This is a genomic window from Zhongshania marina (genome assembly GCF_002915595.1).
In the GTDB taxonomy this organism is placed as follows: domain Bacteria; phylum Pseudomonadota; class Gammaproteobacteria; order Pseudomonadales; family Spongiibacteraceae; genus Spongiibacter; species Spongiibacter marinus_B.
The window spans coordinates 128,246-147,671 of record NZ_PQGG01000040.1 but is presented as its reverse complement, the minus strand read 5'-3'; the positions used below and the strand labels follow the sequence as shown (position 1 = coordinate 147,671).

Genomic DNA, 19,426 nt, shown 5'->3' with positions numbered 1-19,426 from the left:
AATTCCTCCTTACCAGGCGTAATCCAGTCGCAGACCGATCAATGGCTCGGCTTCGCTGTCGTCTTTTACTTCAATGCCTCTGCGGTAGTCAAACTCGGTGTCGTCGCTTGATGATGAAGCTGTTACGTTGATGATATCGAGAAAGGTTGTAACATCTATGGGGCCAAATGCGCGTCTGTAGTCAACACGGACATTCACTAAACTGGAACCACTTTTACGGCCGACGTTGCGCTCAGTGATTTCCTTTGAGTAGCGTAGCGGTTGTCCTGGTCCTAGCACGTCTGAGTGAATTATGAACTCGTCGTCTGGTCTGCCAGAAAGATATTTGTAGCGTCCAGCGATCTTCCAGCGGTCGTTAATTTCCCAAGTAAGGCCGAGGGTGGCGACGTGCTCGCGACTAAATTCAGCAGCTACGTCACCGCGCCCATCTTTCCGGTCAACCACGGCGTCGTTGTAGGAATAGCTTGCGCTTGCGTAAAGACCTTCGCGGATCGTACCGTCGACGACGAAGTCGATGCCGTACGACGTGCCGTCACCAATATTGGCAAATGTTCCATTTGCTCGATCAAGGTCTACCACAAGCTCGTCGAGATGTTGATAATAGGCCTCCAGTAATACTGACCAGTTATTGTTTGGGAAATATTTTAAACCGATACTATGATGCGTTATTTTTTCGGTTTTAAGCTCGTTTGAATCGTTAGCCGCAAGTTCTAAAAACCGTGGCGATTGATGAAAGAGCCCTGCGGTCGCGAAATATCTAACTAATGTACTCGGCTGCCAATTTACGCTGAGCCTCGGTGACGCAAAGCTTTCGTCTGCAAAGCCGTCCCGCTCAAATCGTAAGCCAGTGCCAAATTCCCAATCACCGAATTCAAAAACTTGATCGACATAGCCAACATAGCTCGTTTCATTTTGGCTTATTGAAGAGTTGATGTTCTCAGGAGTCAGTACGATATAGCGCTGTTCGGGATCTTCTCTAAAATCATCGTCGTCGTAGATAAATCGGTTCCATTCGCCATCTAAGACTGTGCTGTAATCAAGTTTAATTTGCGTTACTCGGATACCGGAACTGAACACACCCCATTGATTTACGGTTTCGAAATCGCTTCGCCAGCCCATCTCCGTTTCATCTTCGGCGATGGTAATAATGTCTTCCCGCACAGGGAAACTAGACGCGGGTGATCCTGCTGGGACGAGGTCGGGGAAAGCTTCGCCCTCTGAACTGATTTTGTCGCTTGAACGATAGTAAACCTTGTTGGTCCAGACTGATTTTTCACCGATGAGTGATCGTAATGTAAGGCCGAACAAATCGCTATCTTGTTCCGCATCTTGAAGCGAAGCATCTTCGAAATTGGGCGATTCAAAAACGTGAATTACACCGCGTGTATAGTCCTCGTGTGTATCTATCAGTAGAATTTCAAAGGTGTTGTTCTGATTGATGGGTATAACCGACTTTACGATGACGTCTCTTAAGACAGGCTCTCCAATGTCTAGCTCTTCAATAGTTTCAAACAACGCGCCGAAGTCTAGCTGTCGAGCAGAAACCAGCAAAGTAGCCTCTTCAGTGATACCGATCGGGCCGTCATAACCCACTTCATAGCCGGCAAGGTCGTAGCGGAAACTTGCTGAAGGGCTTGGATTGCCATCAGCGACTTCCAGTTTGAGTAGCGATGCTGCGCGGCCACCATAAGCCGCCCCCCATCCACCCGGTGAGAATGATGCTCCACTGATAACATTCGGTGCGAAAATCGAGAAGCGGCCACCACCACCGACATCTTCCTCTTCACCTAGGGTCGCATCAAAGTGCACCGCTTTATCGAAGGGAAAATCATCAACAAACAATAAATTATCTCTCGGACCTCGACCGCGAACACTAAAGCTTGCGAATTCACTAGCGGAAGCCAGACCAGGCAATCCATCTAACGAGAGTAGCGGATCTGCGCCCCCGCCTACAGCACTTCGCAATGCTTCTCTGTCTAGATAGGTGCTAGAAGCTGATGTAGATGGATCAGTCATCCATCCGCGAACTATCACTTCCTCAACAGCCTGTGCTCTTAGTTCGAATTCAATCTTGATATTCTTCCGAGTAATTACGCGTACACTTGGTTCATAGCTTGATGCGTACCCGCGTTTGACGACGTTCACCGAGTAGAGGCCGGGGTCAAGTTGTTCAATGGCGACACGACCTTGCTTGTCGGTCTCTAATGATTGTGTGGAATTGGTTTCCCGTTCCGTGATCTTGATCTGCACGGCTGAGAGTGGCCGATCGGTAATCTGATCCTTTACTAAAAAAGTCATACCACCGGGTGCTTCTGCTGCGAGGGCAAAAAGTGGAAGGCCGATTAGGAGTACCGAAATCGTTAGCCACGACATCTGTCTGAGATTCTTGTTATAAGTGTTTAATTGCCTGCCCATAGAGTTAATCCTCCAATAATCGACTGTATTATTTGGTTGGAAGGTTAACACCGTCAATGTGACTAAAATGTCGCTGAAAGGTAAAGGATATATGAGGAGTCCCTTGCCTTACTTACGCCCATCACCTGACGTATCCACCAAATTGATATTGGTGCTTAGTATAGGTGACGCAGCGGTTCTATTTCTGTGGGAGAGGGTATCGACAGCTTTTAGGAGAGGTCGAGGAGATTGGTATTATTCAGGCATACGACGCGTTTTCTTTTGAACTAGCAATTCGGTCTGCGGCTAAGTACTAAAAAGCTATCGTACCCCATAGTGGCAAGTCTCAGTTATTACCTCAATGTATGCATTGTCCTTATCTTTTGGATGGTGTTCTCATGTCTTGTTAGGTGGGGGACTGTTAAATCTTGAGTGTTGGCAAATTTTGAAAAGATTCCCTAGGTTTATAGCGACAAAAAGCAAATATCGACGTATTGTGCCGTCAGCAATTTTAATGGTCTGGGCGCTCTGTCCACATCCGATACTTTATCAAGGTCGTCAACGTGTCTAAGTTTTTCTTTAAAGGCCGCAAAGATGCGCGTCAAAGTCATATTAATCATGGTTATCAAAGCAAGGCGAACACCAAACCCGGAAGTAAAAAATATCCACTGAATGTGGTGGTGAACACTGAGCAGCGCAAGCAGGAGGTGGAGGCGATGCTGGAGGAGGCGGGTTTGTATGCTGAGATTGAGGTTGATAGCAGCGAGTCGGCGGTGGAAGATATTAGTGAGTTAACTGTACTATTAAGTATGAGCGGAACCCAGACCGTTGAAAAAACACCGGCTCGCAACGAGCCCTGTCATTGTGGCAGTGGCAAAAAATATAAGAAATGCTGCGGTGCGGCATAAGCCTTATTTGGTCTTATTTAATGGGCTTGACGGAAACGCTTATGATTGCCCCTGCTTGGCCTTCAAAATAGTTTGTTGATGCTCCGCTGATAGCGGCAATTTCGCAAAGGGGCTGATATTGCTGCCTCCGGTATTGCCGCTAGGCACTAAGCCAATTGCCGTTTTGGTGGCGGCGCCAATTATTCTAAATAGCTGTCCTAGCACTTCTCGGCCATTTAGTTGCCGCAAACCCCACATTAACATTAGACAGTGTACTTTGGTGTGTTGGTAGGTCGATTCTTGTCCCAGCACATGGGCATTTTCCAGATGCTTAAATTCCTGTTCTGGCTTGTTGGCACGTCTGGCAGAAGCGGCCAAGTCCAGTTCTTTGTTTACATGGGGTGCGATATTCTGTGTGAACGTCAGCATGGTGTAGTCCCTGCGGTGGTGTTATTTAGCCACCCCTAAAATAATCTGATGGCTTCTTTAAAGCAATTGCTCGGTGCGGCGGTGTATCTCGTCTATCCGTGGGAGGGTGTTCGTTTACAGGGCGTACTATGATCACGTATTTGCGGCTGATGTACTCCATGTCTTGCGGTGAGTTTGATGCCTGTCTAAACCGATAATAAAACAGAGAACGGAGCGGCTATGTTTTTGGGGAGTGAATGTATTGCGTTGGTGACCGGCGCGAGTCGTGGCGCCGGTAAGGGTATCGCTTTGGCGCTAGGGGATGCTGGCGCGACGGTTTACGTCACGGGACGAACTCAGGCTGAGGGTGATGCGGCCTTGCCGGGAACGGTCTTCGCTACTGCTGAGGAGATTAATCAGCGTGGTGGTCGAGGCGTTGCGGTGATATGCGATCACGGGAATGACGACGAAGTGGCTGCTTTGTTTGCGCAGATTGAGGACGATCACGGCAGACTCGATATTCTCGTTAACAACGCCTTATGTGTTCCCGACGCTTTAACGATGGCCGGCCCATTTTGGGAAAAGCCCTTAAATCTGCAAGATATTCTAAATGTGGGTCTGCGTTCTAGCTATGTGGCGGCGTATTACGCGGCTCCGTTGTTAATTAAGCGCGGTGGCTTGCTGGTAAACACTTCATCTCCCGGTGGTCGGAGTTATATGCACGGGCCGGCCTACGGTGCCGGCAAAGCCGGTGTTGATAAAATGGCGCATGATATGGCTGTCGATTTTGAGCCGCATCAGGTTGCTGTTGTTTCGCTGTGGATGGGCTTGCTGAAAACCGAGCGCACTCAAGCTGCGTTTGCGGCGGATCCCGATTTATACCGCGAAATGATGGCGATGGTGGAATCTCCCGAATTTACCGGCCGTGTTATCGCCGCTTTAGCGGCAGATAAATTGCGCATGACACGCAGTGGTAAGGTGTATTTTGCTGCTGAGTTGGGTGCGGAATATGGATTGGCCGATATTGACGGTCGTTTGCCGCCGTCGCCACGCTTGATGTTTGGTGATGAAACACAGTTCACCGACATTGTTATTCAATAAGCGGGGCGTTTGGCAATCATCTTAGCTAGTCAAAATAGCTGTCATCCGTTTGAGGTATTAGGGTGTATGGCCTAAGCCGGTAACATTGCTTGCAAATATAAGGTCACTGTTGGCGCGCTGCGAGACGCCAATTCAAACTCTAAAATCTGCAAAATTTGCTACTGGGGAAAATAATAATGGCAGCGATAGTCGCGGGTTTGCCCGAAGCACACTATGCGGATCTGCCTAATGGTCAGCGTCTGCATTATATCGACAATGGCAGTGGGCCGGTGGTTGTGTTTCTGCACGGCAGCGGCAGTGGCGCTAGCGGTCACAGCAATTTTAAATACAACTATCCCTATTTGGCTGAGCGCGGATATCGGGTAATTGTGCCGGACCTGATCGGTTACGGTTATTCAGATAAGCCAGAAGATGCCCAGTATCACCTCGACTTTTTTGTCGAGTGCATTAAGCAGTTGCTCGATCATTTAAAAGTTTCCACCTGTGCCTTGATTGGCAACTCTTTGGGCGGCGCGATCGCCATAAAATTTACCTTGGATAATCCCGCACAGGTCGACAAGCTGGTGTTAATGGCCCCCGGCGGACTTGAAGAGCAGGCCGATTATTTTCATATGCCTGGTATGCAGGTGATGAAAGAGGTGTTCACCTCTGGCCCGATGGCACCTGAGCGTTTAGAGGATTTTATTAGGCGCGGTTTGGTGTATGACGACAGCGTGGTGGACGAGCAGCTAATCAATGAGCGTTGGGGTATTTTTCAGCAGCAAAATAGCCAAGTGATTACTTCAATGGTCGTGCCCAATATGGCATCGCGTTTGAAGGAGATAACTTGCCCCGTGCTGGCATTTTGGGGTGTGAACGAAAAAATGATGCCGGAAACGGGTATTCAAACCTTGGCAAAAAATTGCCCAAATATTCGTTTAACACTGGTTTCACAGTGCGGGCATTGGGTAATGGTAGAGCACCGCGATATGTTTAATCGCAGCACCGATGATTTTTTGAGAAACGGCTAATGATGCACAAAGGATTGATTGAGTTACTAGGTGATGATTTGTATAAGGCCATGCGGACTTTTCGGCCTTTGCAGCCTTTAGTTGAGCAGGCGCCAGATATCACTATTGACGATGCTTATTACATCTCTTTGCGGATGTTGGCGCGCCGTGTTGAAGATGATGGCGAGGTCGTTGTCGGCAAAAAAATTGGTGTGACCAGTAAAGTAGTACAAGACATGCTGGGGGTTCATCAACCGGATTTTGGTTTTCTAACCGATGCCATGGCTTATCCAAACGGTGCAGAAATTCCGGTGGCTGGGAATTTGATTCAGCCACGAGCTGAGGCGGAAATTGGCTTTAAATTAAAAGCTGATTTGCAGGGCCCAGGCGTGACCGAAGCGGATGTGTTGGCGGCTACCGAATGCATTATGCCGTGTTTTGAAATTGTCGATTCGCGCATTAAAGATTGGAATATTCGGATTCAAGATACCATTGCCGACAACGCCTCTTGCGGCGTCTATGTCTTGGGCGATGCGAGTGCTGATCCTAAAGATCATGACCTGCCTAATTTAAAAATTACCGTTTGGAAGAATGGCAGCTTGCTTAGCGAGGGGTTGGGCAGCGCAGTGCAGGGCAACCCCTTGACGGCAGTGGCATGGTTGGCAAATACCTTGGGACGCTTTGGTATTCCCTTTAAGGCTGGCGAGGTGATTTTATCGGGATCGCTTGTACCGCTAGAGCCCGTTGTCGCTGGCGACAAAATGGAAATGGAATTACATGGCATTGGCCGAGCGTCGATTAAGTTTGTATAAGGCGGGTTTACTCGCTGTTAATTTAGAGAGTGCAACACATGACAGGAAAAATTAAGGCGGCAATTATTGGCCCCGGTAATATCGGCACCGATTTGCTAATGAAGGCATTGCGCTCAGAGTTGATTGAGCCGGTGTGGATGGTTGGGGTAGATCCCGATTCACCGGGTTTATCCCGCGCCGCCGAAATGGGCTTAAAAGTGACGTCAGACGGTGTAGATGGCATGTTGGCCACCATGAAAGCGGACGGTGTGCAGATTTGTTTTGATGCAACGTCGGCTTATGTGCACGCTGAAAATTCCCGCAAGGTGAATGAGCAGGGTGCGTTGATGATAGACCTGACCCCTGCAGCTATTGGCCCTTATTGCGTACCGCCGGTTAATTTGAAAGACGCGCTCGCGGCGGGCAGTAATAATGTAAATATGGTGACCTGTGGCGGACAGGCAACTATTCCAATGGTCGCCGCGGTGTCGCGGGTGCAGTCAGTAAGCTACGGTGAAATCGTGGCGACGGTAAGCTCTAAATCCGTTGGCCCGGGAACCCGTAAAAATATTGATGAGTTTACCCGCACCACGGCAGGCGCAGTCGAGATGGTAGGTGGTGCGCGAAAGGGCAAGGCGATTATTGTTATTAACCCCGCCGAGCCACCACTCATTATGCGCGACACTATTCACTGCCTTACCGACGACGAACCAGATCAGGACGCAATCCGTAAATCGGTTGATGAGATGGTGGCTGAGGTACAAAAGTATGTACCTGGCTATCGCCTAAAAAATGGGCCTGTATTCGATGGCAATCGGGTGTCCATGTTTATGGAGGTAGAAGGGTTAGGCGACTTTCTACCTAAGTATGCCGGCAACTTAGACATTATGACGGCGGCTGGCCTGCGCACCGCAGAAATGTTTGCGGAAGAAATGCTGGCCGGACGTTTTTCGCTTAGTACAACAGCGTCGGTCTAAGGAGAGAGAATAATGGATTTACGCGGTAAAAAAGTAGTGCTACACGATATGTGCTTGCGCGACGGCATGCACGCCAAGCAACATCAGATTTCTTTAGACGAAATGAAGTCTATCGCCAAGGGCTTAGATGAAGCGGGAATGCCGCTGATTGAAGTAACCCATGGCGATGGTCTGGGTGGTTCTTCAGTCAATTATGGCTTTCCCGCCCATAGCGACGAGGAGTACTTAAAAGCTGTTGTAGGTGTGGTGAAAAACGCGAAAATTTCTGCGCTGCTTCTGCCCGGTATCGGCACTGTCGATCACCTTAAAATGGCCGCCGATTTAGGAGTGACGACGATTCGCGTGGCGACCCACTGCACTGAAGCCGATGTGTCGGAACAGCACATCGGTATGGCGGCGCAAATGGGATTGGATACCGTCGGTTTTCTTATGATGACCCATATGATCGAGGCGGAGCAGATTGTTGAACAGGCCAAACTTATGGAGTCCTATGGCGCTAATTGTATTTACTGCACCGATTCTGCGGGCTATTTACTGCCAGATCAGGTCAAAGAGCGCATCGCGTTGCTTCGCCGTGAGTTAAAACCAGAAACGGAGCTGGGGTTTCACGCCCATCACAATCTTAGTCTTGGGGTGATGAACTCATTGGTGGCGGTTGAGGCTGGTGCAAATCGAATAGATGGCTCCGTCGCGGGTTTGGGTGCCGGTGCCGGTAATACGCCTCTTGAGGTGCTGGTGGCGGTCATGGAGCGTATGGAAGTAAATCACGGCATTGATCTGTATAAAATTATGGATGTCGCCGAGGATTTGGTTACGCCGATTATGGATAGCCCCATCCGTATCGATCGCGACTCCTTAACCCTTGGCTATGCGGGTGTGTATTCGTCATTCTTGTTGTTTGCCAAGCGTGCGGCGGCAAAATACGGGCTGTCTTCGCGTGATATTCTTGTTGAGCTGGGCCGTCGGCGCACGGTTGGCGGTCAAGAGGATATGATTGAGGATCTTGCGCTAGACATGGCAAAGGCGCGCGGGCTTATTTAGTTAAGTTCTAGGCAATTTAAGCTAGTCCACATCTGTCTATCTAAAAAGGCCTTTCTTCTAAGGCCTTTTTTGTAGGCTTTTCTCGGTTATACTGGCGGCCCTAATAATTAATAAGGTTCATTTGCTGCCGTTATGCTGATTGATCCCGCCTTTGATGAAGTAATCGCGACAATTTACCAAGGCCCTTTAGAAGAGGAACCGTGGGAAGATTTCCTGTCGGTGCTGTGCAAAATGATGAGTGCGGTGTCGGTGACGCTGGTATTGAATCAGCCATCCGAAAAAGGCCGTGGGGTTTTGCGGGTAGTGGGCGGTAATCTTGAATCACTGGCTCGCTATCAAGAGCGCTTATTTGCCATGGACCCGTTTCAGTCGCTACGCCCCGGCGAAGTAAAAAGCTTGATGGAAATGGTTCCTGGGGAAGGCTGGCTAGATAGCGAACTCTATAAATTGTGCATGAAACCGGCGGGGCTGTACGACTCGCTAGGTGTAGATATTGTTGTTCCCGGTGAGATGAACGCCGGCTTGCGGGTCGCCCGTGGCGAGCATTCCGCGAGCTTTGATCAGGCCGACCGCGATTTGATCTACGCCTTGGTGCCGCATTTGGAACGTGCACTGCGCTTTCATGTCAGATTAAACAAGGTTGAATCTGAGCGGGCTTTGTACGCTGGCGCGGTGGAAAGTTTGTCATTGGCGACTATTATTCTTGATGAAAATGGTCGCGTGCTTAGCTGCAATAGAATGGCGGAGCACCTGATTATCCGCGAGCCAGATGTTCGGGTTGAAGATGGTCAATTGCTTCTTGGCGATCAGGCGACAACCAAGAAATTGCAGCGTTTGATTAATCGGATATTGGAGCATCGCAGCGGCGATGAGCCGACGGTGGTTGAAGCAATGCGGGTGCCACGTGATGGCGATTTTTCTGATTTAGGTGTGATTGCGCGACCCGTACCGGTGACTGAATGGTCTGAAGGTAAGTCGGTGCCCACGGTTGCTATCTTTATCAGCGACCCCGAGTACGGAGCTGAAGCCCCGGTGGCGGTGATTATTCAGTTATTTGGCTTTACCCCAACCGAAGCTCAGCTATCGCTACTGCTGGCCGATGGTTTAAGTCTTGATGAGGCTTCTGCGGCGCTTGGCATGAGCCGCAATACCGCACGCACACATCTGCGATCGATTTTTTCAAAAACCGGTGTCAGCAGGCAAACGCTGCTGGTGCGGTTGATTCTGAAAAGCGTGGCACAGCTAGCTGACTAAACTCGCTTAGCTGGTCACATTCGTCGTAAGGGGAGTGTGTGATGGCTATTTTGCAAAATAAAGTAGCGGTGGTAACGGGCGGCGGCCAAGGTGTCGGTGCTGGTATTGCCTTTGCCTTAGCGGCTGAGGGCGCAATTGTTGCGGTGCTGGGTAGAACCTTAGCCACATTAGAGGCTACCTGCGCAGAAATTCATCGGCGGGGCGGCGAGGCACAAGCCTTTGTTTGCGACGTTACGGTGGCAGAAGACATCGATGCGGCGATTTTAGAAATAGTCGATGAGTTTGGTGGTGTCGACATTCTAGTGAATAACGCTCAGATCGTGCCCCTTGGCAATCTCCTCGAAATCAATGAAGACGAATACCTCGACGGTATGGACTCCGGCCCTTTGGCGACCCTGCGATTTATGAAAGCCTGTTACCCCTTTTTGCGCGGCGATGGCAGCATCGTGAACGTCGGCAGTTCGGCGGCAATGCGCTCTGATTCTGCTGGCTTTGGGGCTTACGCCGCAGCTAAAGAGGCGACCCGTGCACTGAGCAGGGCTGCAGCCTGTGAGTGGGGGCAAGACAATATCCGCGTTAATTGCATCATGCCCTTAGCGATGTCGCCGGCGATGAGCCGTTGGGTTGAAAGCGGCGGGGATGATGTCGAGGACTTTTTAGATACGGTTCCCCTAGGGCGAGTAGGTGACTGCGAAGAAGACGTGGGGCGGGTTGTGGTGTTTTTATGCGGGCCAGATGCCGCTTATATTACCGGTCATACCCTGCCAATAGATGGTGGGCAGGCATTTTTACGCTAATCTAGCCTGCCATTCGGGCCGCTTGGCCCTCGATCCTGCGCCGTTAAGCCATTTTGCGGCGCTGGAGGCTAATGAATGTGACGAAATGTTTCCCTATCTGAATACCTGTCTGTAAAATCCGTGTTTTTGTTATTTTCAGCGGAGCAGCGCAATGGGCAGAGCCTACCAAAACCGCAAAGATTCCATGGCCAAAACCTCAGATGCCAAGGCCAAGGTGTACAGCAAATACGGACGTGAAATTTACGTCTGCGCTAAAGCAGGTGGGTTTGACCCCACTGGCAATTTGGCGCTACGTGGCATGATAGAACGTGCCAAGAAAGATCAAGTACCGAGTCACGTTATTGAAAAGGCCATAGAGAAGGCCAAGGGCGGTGCTGGGGAAGACTTCGCCCTAGCCCGCTACGAAGGTTATGGTCCTGGCAACTGTATGGTTATCATCGAATGCCTTACCGACAATCCCAACCGAACCTTTGGTGATGTGCGTTTATGCTTTACTAAAACCAAAAGCAAAATCGGCACCCAGGGTAGTGTCAGCCATATGTTCGATCATTCCGCCATTTTTGTATTTAGTGGTGATGATGAAGAGGCGACATTAGAGGCCTTGATGGAAGCGGATGTTGATGTCAGCGACATTGAAAACGAAGGTGGAAAGATATCGGTATTTGCACCGAATACCGACTACTTCAAAGCCAAGCAGGCCTTGATGGAAATGGGTGTTACTGAATTCGATGTTGATGAAATTCAGTTCTTAGCACAAAACACATCCCCCGTTGGCGGTGATGATCTGCCCATGTTTGAAAAATTCATGGATATGCTCAACGATTTAGATGACGTGCAAAACGTTTACCATAACGCGGAATTGCCAGAGTCGTAATTGTTCCTTTAGCTCGGTCCTAGCTGAGCTTTAGCATCGCCCCAGTATTGAAAGCTGGGGCTGCTTCTAGCCTCTATTTAATTTCTGGCCTTTAAAATTACCATACCCAGAAAGCAAAAAGCCGAGCGTCGTGCTCGGCTTTGATGGGGCATTTGTGACAACGTGGTTTATAGAATGTCGCCAACGATTGGCAAACCACTTACTACACCACCAACTACGGGCAAGCCGCCGACAAGAGGGATGCCACCACCGAGTAGGCCGCCAACAACAGGTAAGCCACCGCCAAGTAGGTCTCCGCCTAATAAGCCGCCAATAACGGGTAGGGTGCCAACAATGGGCAGGCCACCACCTGTGAGGCCACCGATGACGGGTAAGCCGCCGCTAGTTAGGCCGCCGATTATAGGTAGTCCACCACCGCTCAGGCTGCCGATGATGGGTAAGCCACCACCTGTTAAGCCGCCAAGCACGGGTAAACCGCCACCTGCCAAGCCACCAACAACGGGTAATCCGCCGAGTAAATCACCGCCTGCCAGACCGCCAACAACAGGTAAGCTGCCAAGTAGATCTCCGCCAGCTAGGCCGCCGACGACGGGTAGGCCACCAAGTAGATCACCGCCAAGTAAGTCGCCACCAACTATACCGCCTACGACCGGCAAGCCGCTTAATAAACCGCCCACTACAGGTATTTGCGCCTGTGCTGTCATCGCTGAGCTAGCTATCGCCAAACCGCCGAGTAGTGCTTTCATTTTCTTATTCATAATAAATCCTTGTGATTGATAAGACTGATCATATTTAGCGTCATACTGATTAAGGTCTTCATCGGTGAGCGCTGGTCTCATTTTTTCCGAACGATTTCATTCTGTCGTAAATAAATTTTTGTCACAACGTGCGCCTATAGTTGATTGTTATTTTTGTGCGTTTGGTCTCGTTTAGTGTGTTTAAATTTTTAAAAATTATATTGGTAGATGTACTTATGTGCTTTAAAACAGGCGCTATTACACAAACATGTTTATATGTGTTGGGTAGTGTTACAGTTTTTATGTTTTGTTATTTAGAGTTGGTGGGATGTGTTGGTGAGGTTTTGGATTGACGTGTATCTACGACACATTTTTGTGTTTTTGAGAATAAAGTGATTAAATTTTAATCAGGTAAGGTGCTTGGGTTCTTTCAGTGTTTGGGGGCGGTCTTAGCGGCGATGTTTTCGATAATCATTGGGTGCCACGCCGATGGTTTTTTTAAACAGCCGAGAAAAATAATAGGCATCGTCGTAGCCTACCGCCGCCGCGACTTGCTTTACAGATTGACTGGTGCTGTCCAATAAATAGCAGGATCGTTGAATTTTCATATTAATAAAATATTGGATCGGTGATTGCCCCGTATGTGATTTAAATTTTTTAGTGAAATGATATTTAGATAGCTTTGCGCTGGCGGCCAATTCATCCAAGTTAAGTTGGCCGTGTACATGCTCCTGCATGGTGGCGCGCAGCCTTTCCCAATTGAGTGCTTTACCGCTTTGTGGGCGCTGCTGGCGAACGAGCAGTGCAATATAGCTAAGCAATGCTTGGAGCTGATGTCCGCCTTGAATAAATTCCGCAAATTGATAGCCACTTCGCCTTAGTTCAGAAAGCCCGTCAAAAATTCTTACTACTCGGGGCTGGACGCCAATATTAAACGAGGGCGTGCTGAGCTGAATGTGCTGGTAGAAGTGGTCAGCTAGGCGGCCATTAAAATGCAGCCAATAGATTGTCCATGGATCCTTGGTGTCAGCCTTGTAGGCGTGGGGGTGATTGGGTGGCAGTAAAATAATGTCGCCGCTGCGGATTCGGTAACGTTTGTCGTCGCACATCAGGGTGCCTTTACCGTCAATACAATAAATAAGTAGGTAGCTGTTTTCCTGCTGCCGGTGCATTCGATGCCCGAAGGCGGCGGGGTAATAACCCATGGCGATGGGAAATAGTCCCTCGCTTAAGGGATGGCCCGCTAGCTGGGTTTGTACAAATTGCGGCGTAAGAAAGCGAATTCCAAGTGGTGGTAGTGGCCAATCCGAGGTAATTGCCATTATAAGCCTTTGATAAATATAATAAATTTATGTTTTTTTGATAAAGAGATACGCTTACTTGCTTGCGCAATATAGTCCATCAAGTCGGCAATATAGTCAATCCTACCGCCTGCGGGGATGTGTTTATATAGTTGCCCTGTTTATGCGCACACAGAAAAATCTGGGTGCACTTTTGTTAGCCACAAAATAATCTGGAGAAATACCATGGCCGCTGAAACCGCCGTAGCCACTACCGAAGAGGCAAAACTTGTACAGTCTCTGATCGAGCGTTCACGCAAAGCGCAGGCTCAGATTGCGAATTACACCCAGGAGCAGGTCGATGAATTGATCACTGCTATGGTGTGGTCGGTTGCACGTCAGGACGTGGCAGAAAAAATTGCGAAGTTCACCGTAGAAGAAACCCAGCTAGGGAATTACGACGGTAAGTACCTTAAGATTTTTAGGAAAACCCGTGCGGCCTTATTCGACATTATCAATGATAAGTCGGTAGGTGTGTTAGAAGAAGACAAAGAGCGCAATATTGTTAAGATCGCCAAGCCCGTCGGTGTTATTGGTGCCTTAACTCCTTGTACTAACCCAGAAGCTACGCCGGTGATTAAGGCTATCTCTGCGGTCAAAGGTCGCAACTCAATTATTGTTGCGCCGCATCCCCGCTCTAAGCTAACCAATAAAATGATTTGCGATTTAATGCGCGAAGCGCTCAAAGCCTGCGGCGCGCCAGAAGACTTGGTTATCTCTATGGATAGCCCATCTATGGAAGGTACTGCAGAGTTGATGAAACAGTGCGATCGTATTCTGGCTACCGGCGGCGCGCCAATGGTTAAGTCTGCATACTCAAGCGGAACACCTGCGCTGGGTGTGGGCGCGGGCAACGCGGTTATCACCGTTGATGACACTGCGGACTTGGATGAAGCAGCTGAAAAAATCCGTATTTCTAAGACGTTGGATTTGGCCGCCTCATGCTCTTCTGACAATGCGGTTATTGCCTTTGAGTCTAATGTAGAAGCCTTGCTTGAAAAGCTTCAGGCCCAAGGTGGTTATATTTGTAACGCTGAAGAAAAGGCGAAATTGCAGAACATTATTTGGGAAGACGGCCACATTGCTGCACGTATCGTTGCCCAGCCGGCAAGCGTATTGGCGGAAATGGCAGGTATTGATCTGCCAGAAGGCAAGACTTTCTTCATCGTACCGGAAACTGGCGCAGGCCCAGAGCACCCATTCTCTGGTGAGAAAATGTCTGTGGTAATGGCCTTCTACACGGTGAAAGATATTGATGGCGCGATAGCCACGACCAACGCCATTCAAGCCTACCAAGGTCAAGGCCACTCTTGCGGTATCTATTCATACAGCGATGAGAACATCATGAAGTTCGCCTACGCGACTAAGACCTCACGGGTTATGGTTAACCAGCCACAAGCACCGTCAAATAGCGGTAACTTGTGGAACGGTATGCGTCAAACCTTCTCTTTGGGGTGTGGCTCTTGGGGTGGTAACAGCACCAACAACAACATTACCTGGCGCGATTTGATCAACGAAACTTGGGTATCTAAGCCATTGGCTGTGACCAAAGAGCTTCCGTCTGACGACGTGCTGTTTGGCAAAGTAATGGATAAATTCAAGTAAGAAGTCGCGTGTAAACGCCGCTTTATTGCGGCGTTTTGCATTATTTGGGTGTAAATAAAAAGAGAACAACATGGACTTTAATCTTTCTGACGACCAAAAAGCGTTCGCCGAAAGTGCGCGGTCATTTGCAGACGGCGTGTTTAAGCCAAATGCGGCCCAGTGGGACGCAGAACATATATTTCCTAAAGACGCGCTAAAGCAAGCCGGCGAGCTGGGCTTTATGGGTATGTATACGCCGGAAGATGCCGGCGGCTTGGGTATGAGCCGCTTGGATACCAGCGTCATTGTTGAAGAGCTCGCGCGGGGCTGTACCTCAACCGCTGCATTTTTGACCATTCACAATATGGCCACCAGTATGGTGGGCACTTACGGTAAACCCGCTTTGATAGAAGAGTGGTGCGGCGATTTGGTGATGGGTGAGAAGCTGGCTTCTTACTGTTTAACTGAGCCCAACGCAGGTTCAGATGCCGGCAACCTCCGCAGTACAGCCCGTGCTGAGGGCGACAACTATATTGTTAACGGCAGCAAAATGTTTATTTCCGGCGCGGGTTCGACCGATCTATTGGTTGTGATGTTGCGCACCGGTGGCGACGGCCCTAAGGGCATTAGCGCCTTTGCGATTCCAGCGAATGCGCCGGGCGTAAGCTACGGTAAGAAAGAAGAAAAAATGGGTTGGAATAGTCAGCCGACCCGCACCGTTAGTTTTGAAGACGTGGTGGTTCCTGCCGCAAATATGCTCGGCAGCGAAGGCCAAGGCTTTAAGATTGCCATGAAGGGCTTGGATGGCGGGCGTATTAATATCGCTACCTGCTCAATTGGTACCGCCCAAGCCGCACTGGAGACCACCATTGAATACGTGAAAGAGCGTAGGCAGTTTGGCCAGGCGATTGCCGATTTCCAAAATACTCAATTTAAACTGGCAGACATGACCACCGATCTTGTGGCGGCGCGACAAATGGTACGTTTGGCTGCATTCAAGCTTGATAGCGGCGACCCAGATGCCAGTACGTATTGTGCAATGGCAAAACGTTTTGCTACCGATGTGTGTTTTACAATCTGTAATGACGCCCTGCAATTGCATGGCGGTTACGGGTACATTAAGGAATACCCACTAGAGCGCCATGTTCGTGACAGTCGCGTTCATCAGATTCTAGAGGGTACAAATGAAATTATGCGGGTCATTATTGGCCGACGTTTATTAATAGATGGCGCCTTGGAGGTTATTAAGTGAGCAACTACAGCCCAACAGAAAAACTAAAAGTAGAGATCATTGACCACACCGCTTTGATTACTATCGATAATCCTGGTGCAAACACGTGGGATGCTGAGTCTTTGAGCGGTATGCGCGAGTTGATCGCCAACTTGAATGCCGACAAAAATATTTACAGCCTTGTTATTACCGGCGCGGGTGAGAAATTCTTCTCAGCGGGTGCGGATTTAAAAATGTTTGCCAGCGGTGACAAAGCGGTTGCGCAGGATATCGGTTTAAAATTTGGTCAGGCTTTTGAAGCATTGGCTGACTTCCGTGGTGTTTCGATTGCGGCAATCAATGGCTTTGCTATGGGTGGCGGTTTGGAATGCGCTCTGGCCTGCGACATCCGCATTGCTGAAACCCATGCGCAGTTGGCTCTGCCAGAAGCGAAAGTGGGTCTGCTGCCCTGCGCTGGTGGTACTCAGCGTTTGACTGCCCTGGTTGGTCCGGGCTGGGCGAAGCGCATCATTTTATGCGGCGAGCGTGTTAAAGCTGACAAGGCTTTGAGCTTAGGTTTGGTTGAGGAAGTTGTTGAATCCGGTACGGCTAAAACCGTGGCGCTGGCATTGGCGGCACAGGTTGCTCAGCAGAGCCCAGTATCGGTGACTTTCTGTAAAGAGCTGATTCACAAACCACGCGAAGCCGTAATGCCACAGGGTTTGCTATTAGAGCGTGAGCGCTTCATTCAGTTGTTTGACACCTTGGACCAAAAAGAAGGTGTGAACGCATTCCTTGAAAAACGCAGCCCAGAGTGGAAGAACGCCTAATGACTGGCCACGTAGAAGAAGTTTTATTCGAAGAGCGCCGCTCCGCCAGTGGCCCTGCAGTTGGTGTTATTACGCTGAATGTAGAGAAGACGCTGAATTCACTCACCCTGAATATGGTTGAGTTGATGCTGGTAAAACTCCGTGAATGGCGTGATCGCAGCGATATTGCCTGTGTCTTTATTCACGGCGCTGGCCAGAAAGCACTGTGTGCTGGCGGTGATGTTCAGGCTTTATACAAGTCATCGATTGAGCAGCCCGGTGGCCCCTGTGAATATGCGGAAGCATTTTTTGAGCAGGAATATCGTGTTGATTATTTGCTGCATCAATTCGACAAGCCGGTCATCGTTTGGGGTCACGGTATTGTTATGGGTGGCGGCATGGGGGTGTTTGCGGCGGGCAGCTATCGCGTTGTTACCGAAAAAACTCGCCTTGCCATGCCTGAAATTACCATTGGCCTGTATCCAGATGTGGGTGGTAGCTATTTCTTAAATCGCATGCCTGGTCACAGCGGTTTGTTTCTCGCTTTGACGGGAGCGTCGTTTAATGCTGCTGATGCCTTATACCTTGGTTTGGCCGAGGGCTTTATTGAGCATGAGTACGCTGGCGAGGTGCTAAACGCATTAACCAACACGGTTTGGTCTACTGGCGTGGCTGAAAACCAAGAGCGTGTATTTGATTTGATGGCTGGTTTTGCAGCTCGCTCTAAAGCGGCTTTACCAGCGGGTAATGTTGAGGCGGCGGCCGCCGAAATCGAGGCGCTGTGCACGGCTGAGGACGATTTGGGGGTGATTAATAATATTATCGCAGCCCAATCCGACAATCCTTGGGTTCAGAAGGCGGCGGCAACTTTGGCCTCTGGCTCACCACTTAGCGCGCGTTTGATTGCAGAGCAGTTGCGACGCTGTAAGGGCTTGAGCTTGAAAGCTGCCTTTCAGGCTGAGGCCTTGTTGTCGACAACGATTATTCGTCAGCCTGAGTTTGCTGAGGGCGTGCGCGCTTTGTTGATAGACAAGGACAAAAACCCCGCTTGGCAGCACACATCGCCGGCAGAAGTACCGCAGGAATTGATTGAACATCACTTTACGGCACCGTGGCCAGACAACCCTTTGAGTAATCTTTAAGGCGAGTTCGGCACCGGCAAGGTAAAGGGATACAAGTTTTGAGGCGGTTTCGGCTGTCTCATTTTTTACATCAAACGGGGGCTCATTAGAGTGCCCGCAGTCTAATAAACAGGTGAGTATTATGGCTAAGGTAGCGTTTATTGGTTTGGGTAATATGGGCGGGCCAATGGCTGCCAATTTGGTCAAGGCTGGTCATCAGGTGACGGTATTTGACTTGGTAGAAGCTGCAATGGACGCCGTTGTTGCTCAGGGTGCTGGCAAGGCAGCTAGCGCGCTTGAGGCTTTAGCGGGTGCAGATACCGTGATCACTATGCTGCCAGCAGGCAAGCATGTTGCTGGATTGTATTTAGGTGAAGAGGGGCTTATCGCCAAAGCTGCAGATGGCACCTTGTTTATGGATTGCAGTACCATCGACGCAGAAACCGCTCGTCGTGTTGGTGAGGCAGCGGCTGCGCGCGGTCTGCAAATGATTGATGCGCCGGTATCTGGTGGCGTTAAAGCGGCTCAGGCTGGCACCTTGGCCTTTATGTGTGGCGGCAGCGCGGACGGCTTTGCTCGTGGTAAGTTAGTGTTAGAGGGCATGGGTAAAAATATATTCCATGCTGGCGACCATGGCGCCGGTCAAATCGCCAAGATCTGTAACAATATGCTATTGGCTGTGCATATGGTCGGTACCGCAGAGGCCTTACAACTGGGCGCGAATAATGGCCTAGATCCTAAGGTCTTGTCAGAGATTATGCTGAATAGCTCTGGTAAAAACTGGTCATTAGAGAACTACAACCCGTATCCAGATGTTATGCCAACAGCGCCTGCATCAAATGATTACAAGCCGGGCTTCATGGTTCAGCTAATGCTAAAAGATCTTGGTTTGGCAATGGAAAATAGTCTAGCTACGCAGAGCTCGGTACCAATGGGTGCTCTAGCGCGCAGTCTATATGCATCGTTCTCGTCTAAGGGCAACGCTCAGCGTGATTTCTCTTCAATTTTAGAAATGTTTCAGTCTTAAGCTATAGCGAGGAATTGCCTCGCTATAGCTTCATCCAGTTCCCTTCAAGTAGTAGCTTTGGCGGTAGTTATTTCGATAGCTACCG

The 19,426-nt window shown here is 49.6% G+C and carries 18 protein-coding genes; 14 read left to right on the top strand and 4 right to left on the bottom strand.

Translation table 11 applies throughout. The features are described 5' to 3' along the window. Window positions 1–9: 9 nt before the first annotated feature. Complete coding sequence (locus tag C0068_RS17435) at window positions 10–2,415, bottom strand: TonB-dependent receptor (RefSeq protein ID WP_103685759.1); 2,406 nt, start codon at window positions 2,413–2,415, stop codon at window positions 10–12. A gap of 542 nt (window positions 2,416–2,957) precedes the next feature. Between C0068_RS17435 and C0068_RS17430 the strand changes: the two genes are divergently transcribed. Next, window positions 2,958–3,302: a PBPRA1643 family SWIM/SEC-C metal-binding motif protein gene (locus C0068_RS17430; RefSeq protein WP_103685758.1), complete on the top strand. Its 345-nt coding sequence runs from the start codon at window positions 2,958–2,960 to the stop codon at window positions 3,300–3,302. A 39-nt stretch (window positions 3,303–3,341) separates the two neighbouring features. Here the strand turns inward: C0068_RS17430 and C0068_RS17425 are convergent, their stop codons facing one another. Next, a complete protein-coding gene (locus C0068_RS17425) occupies window positions 3,342–3,710 on the bottom strand; it encodes a DUF3703 domain-containing protein (RefSeq protein ID WP_103685757.1) in 369 nt (122 codons plus the stop codon). Window positions 3,711–3,929: 219 nt separating this feature from the next. Here C0068_RS17425 and C0068_RS17420 point away from each other — a divergent pair, with 219 nt between their 5' ends. The 8 genes from C0068_RS17420 (at window position 3,930) to C0068_RS17385 (ending at window position 11,513) form a co-directional block, all read left to right on the top strand. Beyond that, window positions 3,930–4,790, top strand: a complete 861-nt coding sequence (locus tag C0068_RS17420) for an SDR family NAD(P)-dependent oxidoreductase (RefSeq protein WP_103685756.1) — start codon at window positions 3,930–3,932, stop codon at window positions 4,788–4,790. 176 nt (window positions 4,791–4,966) lie between these two features. Further along, window positions 4,967–5,800: an alpha/beta fold hydrolase gene (locus C0068_RS17415; protein ID WP_103685755.1), complete on the top strand. Its 834-nt coding sequence runs from the start codon at window positions 4,967–4,969 to the stop codon at window positions 5,798–5,800. Between the two features lie 2 nt (window positions 5,801–5,802). Further along, window positions 5,803–6,591 carry a fumarylacetoacetate hydrolase family protein gene (locus C0068_RS17410; RefSeq protein ID WP_103685815.1) on the top strand — a complete coding sequence of 263 codons (789 nt, stop codon included), beginning with the start codon at window positions 5,803–5,805 and terminating at the stop codon, window positions 6,589–6,591. Window positions 6,592–6,629: 38 nt separating this feature from the next. After that, the gene (locus C0068_RS17405; RefSeq protein WP_103685754.1) at window positions 6,630–7,547 is read left to right on the top strand and encodes an acetaldehyde dehydrogenase (acetylating); all 918 of its coding nucleotides are present in this window, start codon (window positions 6,630–6,632) and stop codon (window positions 7,545–7,547) included. A 12-nt stretch (window positions 7,548–7,559) separates the two neighbouring features. Continuing rightward, window positions 7,560–8,588 carry a 4-hydroxy-2-oxovalerate aldolase gene (gene dmpG / locus C0068_RS17400; protein ID WP_103685753.1) on the top strand — a complete coding sequence of 343 codons (1,029 nt, stop codon included), beginning with the start codon at window positions 7,560–7,562 and terminating at the stop codon, window positions 8,586–8,588. 132 nt (window positions 8,589–8,720) lie between these two features. Further along, a complete protein-coding gene (locus tag C0068_RS17395; protein WP_103685752.1) occupies window positions 8,721–9,842 on the top strand; it encodes a helix-turn-helix transcriptional regulator in 1,122 nt (373 codons plus the stop codon). Window positions 9,843–9,883: 41 nt separating this feature from the next. Beyond that, entirely contained in the window at window positions 9,884–10,639 is a 756-nt protein-coding gene (locus C0068_RS17390) for an SDR family NAD(P)-dependent oxidoreductase (RefSeq protein ID WP_103685751.1), read from the top strand. A gap of 151 nt (window positions 10,640–10,790) precedes the next feature. After that, window positions 10,791–11,513: a YebC/PmpR family DNA-binding transcriptional regulator gene (locus C0068_RS17385; RefSeq protein WP_103685750.1), complete on the top strand. Its 723-nt coding sequence runs from the start codon at window positions 10,791–10,793 to the stop codon at window positions 11,511–11,513. Window positions 11,514–11,680: 167 nt separating this feature from the next. On the opposite strand, the gene C0068_RS17380 is transcribed toward C0068_RS17385, so the two are convergent. Further along, the gene (locus C0068_RS17380; protein WP_146047920.1) at window positions 11,681–12,271 is read right to left on the bottom strand and encodes a hypothetical protein; all 591 of its coding nucleotides are present in this window, start codon (window positions 12,269–12,271) and stop codon (window positions 11,681–11,683) included. Between the two features lie 428 nt (window positions 12,272–12,699). Next, on the bottom strand, window positions 12,700–13,572 hold the full coding sequence (locus tag C0068_RS17375; protein WP_103685748.1) for an AraC family transcriptional regulator: 873 nt from the start codon (window positions 13,570–13,572) through the stop codon (window positions 12,700–12,702). 204 nt (window positions 13,573–13,776) lie between these two features. Between C0068_RS17375 and C0068_RS17370 the strand changes: the two genes are divergently transcribed. The 5 genes from C0068_RS17370 to mmsB all read left to right on the top strand — a co-directional run bounded on the left by C0068_RS17370 (window position 13,777) and on the right by mmsB (window position 19,341). Then, window positions 13,777–15,195, top strand: coding sequence for an aldehyde dehydrogenase family protein (locus C0068_RS17370; protein WP_103685747.1), 1,419 nt, complete (start codon window positions 13,777–13,779; stop codon window positions 15,193–15,195). 70 nt (window positions 15,196–15,265) lie between these two features. Continuing rightward, window positions 15,266–16,426, top strand: a complete 1,161-nt coding sequence (locus C0068_RS17365; RefSeq protein ID WP_103685746.1) for an acyl-CoA dehydrogenase family protein — start codon at window positions 15,266–15,268, stop codon at window positions 16,424–16,426. After that, window positions 16,423–17,214: an enoyl-CoA hydratase gene (locus C0068_RS17360; protein WP_103685745.1), complete on the top strand. Its 792-nt coding sequence runs from the start codon at window positions 16,423–16,425 to the stop codon at window positions 17,212–17,214. Before C0068_RS17365 ends, C0068_RS17360 begins: the two co-directional genes overlap by 4 nt. Further along, window positions 17,214–18,335 (top strand): enoyl-CoA hydratase/isomerase family protein, encoded by a 1,122-nt coding sequence (locus C0068_RS17355; RefSeq protein ID WP_103685744.1) that lies wholly within the window; start codon window positions 17,214–17,216, stop codon window positions 18,333–18,335. Before C0068_RS17360 ends, C0068_RS17355 begins: the two co-directional genes overlap by 1 nt. A gap of 121 nt (window positions 18,336–18,456) precedes the next feature. Continuing rightward, entirely contained in the window at window positions 18,457–19,341 is an 885-nt protein-coding gene (mmsB, locus tag C0068_RS17350; RefSeq protein ID WP_103685743.1) for a 3-hydroxyisobutyrate dehydrogenase, read from the top strand. Window positions 19,342–19,426: the final 85 nt, after the last annotated feature.

Bases quoted from the DNA above. Each gene is read 5' to 3' on its own strand.
- C0068_RS17410 (WP_103685815.1), top strand. From the start codon at position 5,803: ATGCACAAAGGATTGATTGAGTTACTAGGTGATGATTTGTATAAGGCC.
- dmpG (WP_103685753.1), top strand. From the start codon at position 7,560: ATGGATTTACGCGGTAAAAAAGTAGTGCTACACGATATGTGCTTGCGC.
- mmsB (WP_103685743.1), top strand. From the start codon at position 18,457: ATGGCTAAGGTAGCGTTTATTGGTTTGGGTAATATGGGCGGGCCAATG.
- C0068_RS17405 (WP_103685754.1), top strand. From the start codon at position 6,630: ATGACAGGAAAAATTAAGGCGGCAATTATTGGCCCCGGTAATATCGGC.
- C0068_RS17420 (WP_103685756.1), top strand. From the start codon at position 3,930: ATGTTTTTGGGGAGTGAATGTATTGCGTTGGTGACCGGCGCGAGTCGT.
- C0068_RS17395 (WP_103685752.1), top strand. From the start codon at position 8,721: ATGCTGATTGATCCCGCCTTTGATGAAGTAATCGCGACAATTTACCAA.
- C0068_RS17425 (WP_103685757.1), bottom strand. From the start codon at position 3,710: ATGCTGACGTTCACACAGAATATCGCACCCCATGTAAACAAAGAACTG.
- C0068_RS17390 (WP_103685751.1), top strand. From the start codon at position 9,884: ATGGCTATTTTGCAAAATAAAGTAGCGGTGGTAACGGGCGGCGGCCAA.
- C0068_RS17415 (WP_103685755.1), top strand. From the start codon at position 4,967: ATGGCAGCGATAGTCGCGGGTTTGCCCGAAGCACACTATGCGGATCTG.
- C0068_RS17375 (WP_103685748.1), bottom strand. From the start codon at position 13,572: ATGGCAATTACCTCGGATTGGCCACTACCACCACTTGGAATTCGCTTT.
- C0068_RS17370 (WP_103685747.1), top strand. From the start codon at position 13,777: ATGGCCGCTGAAACCGCCGTAGCCACTACCGAAGAGGCAAAACTTGTA.
- C0068_RS17365 (WP_103685746.1), top strand. From the start codon at position 15,266: ATGGACTTTAATCTTTCTGACGACCAAAAAGCGTTCGCCGAAAGTGCG.
- C0068_RS17380 (WP_146047920.1), bottom strand. From the start codon at position 12,271: ATGAATAAGAAAATGAAAGCACTACTCGGCGGTTTGGCGATAGCTAGC.
- C0068_RS17435 (WP_103685759.1), bottom strand. From the start codon at position 2,415: ATGGGCAGGCAATTAAACACTTATAACAAGAATCTCAGACAGATGTCG.
- C0068_RS17355 (WP_103685744.1), top strand. From the start codon at position 17,214: ATGACTGGCCACGTAGAAGAAGTTTTATTCGAAGAGCGCCGCTCCGCC.
- C0068_RS17385 (WP_103685750.1), top strand. From the start codon at position 10,791: ATGGGCAGAGCCTACCAAAACCGCAAAGATTCCATGGCCAAAACCTCA.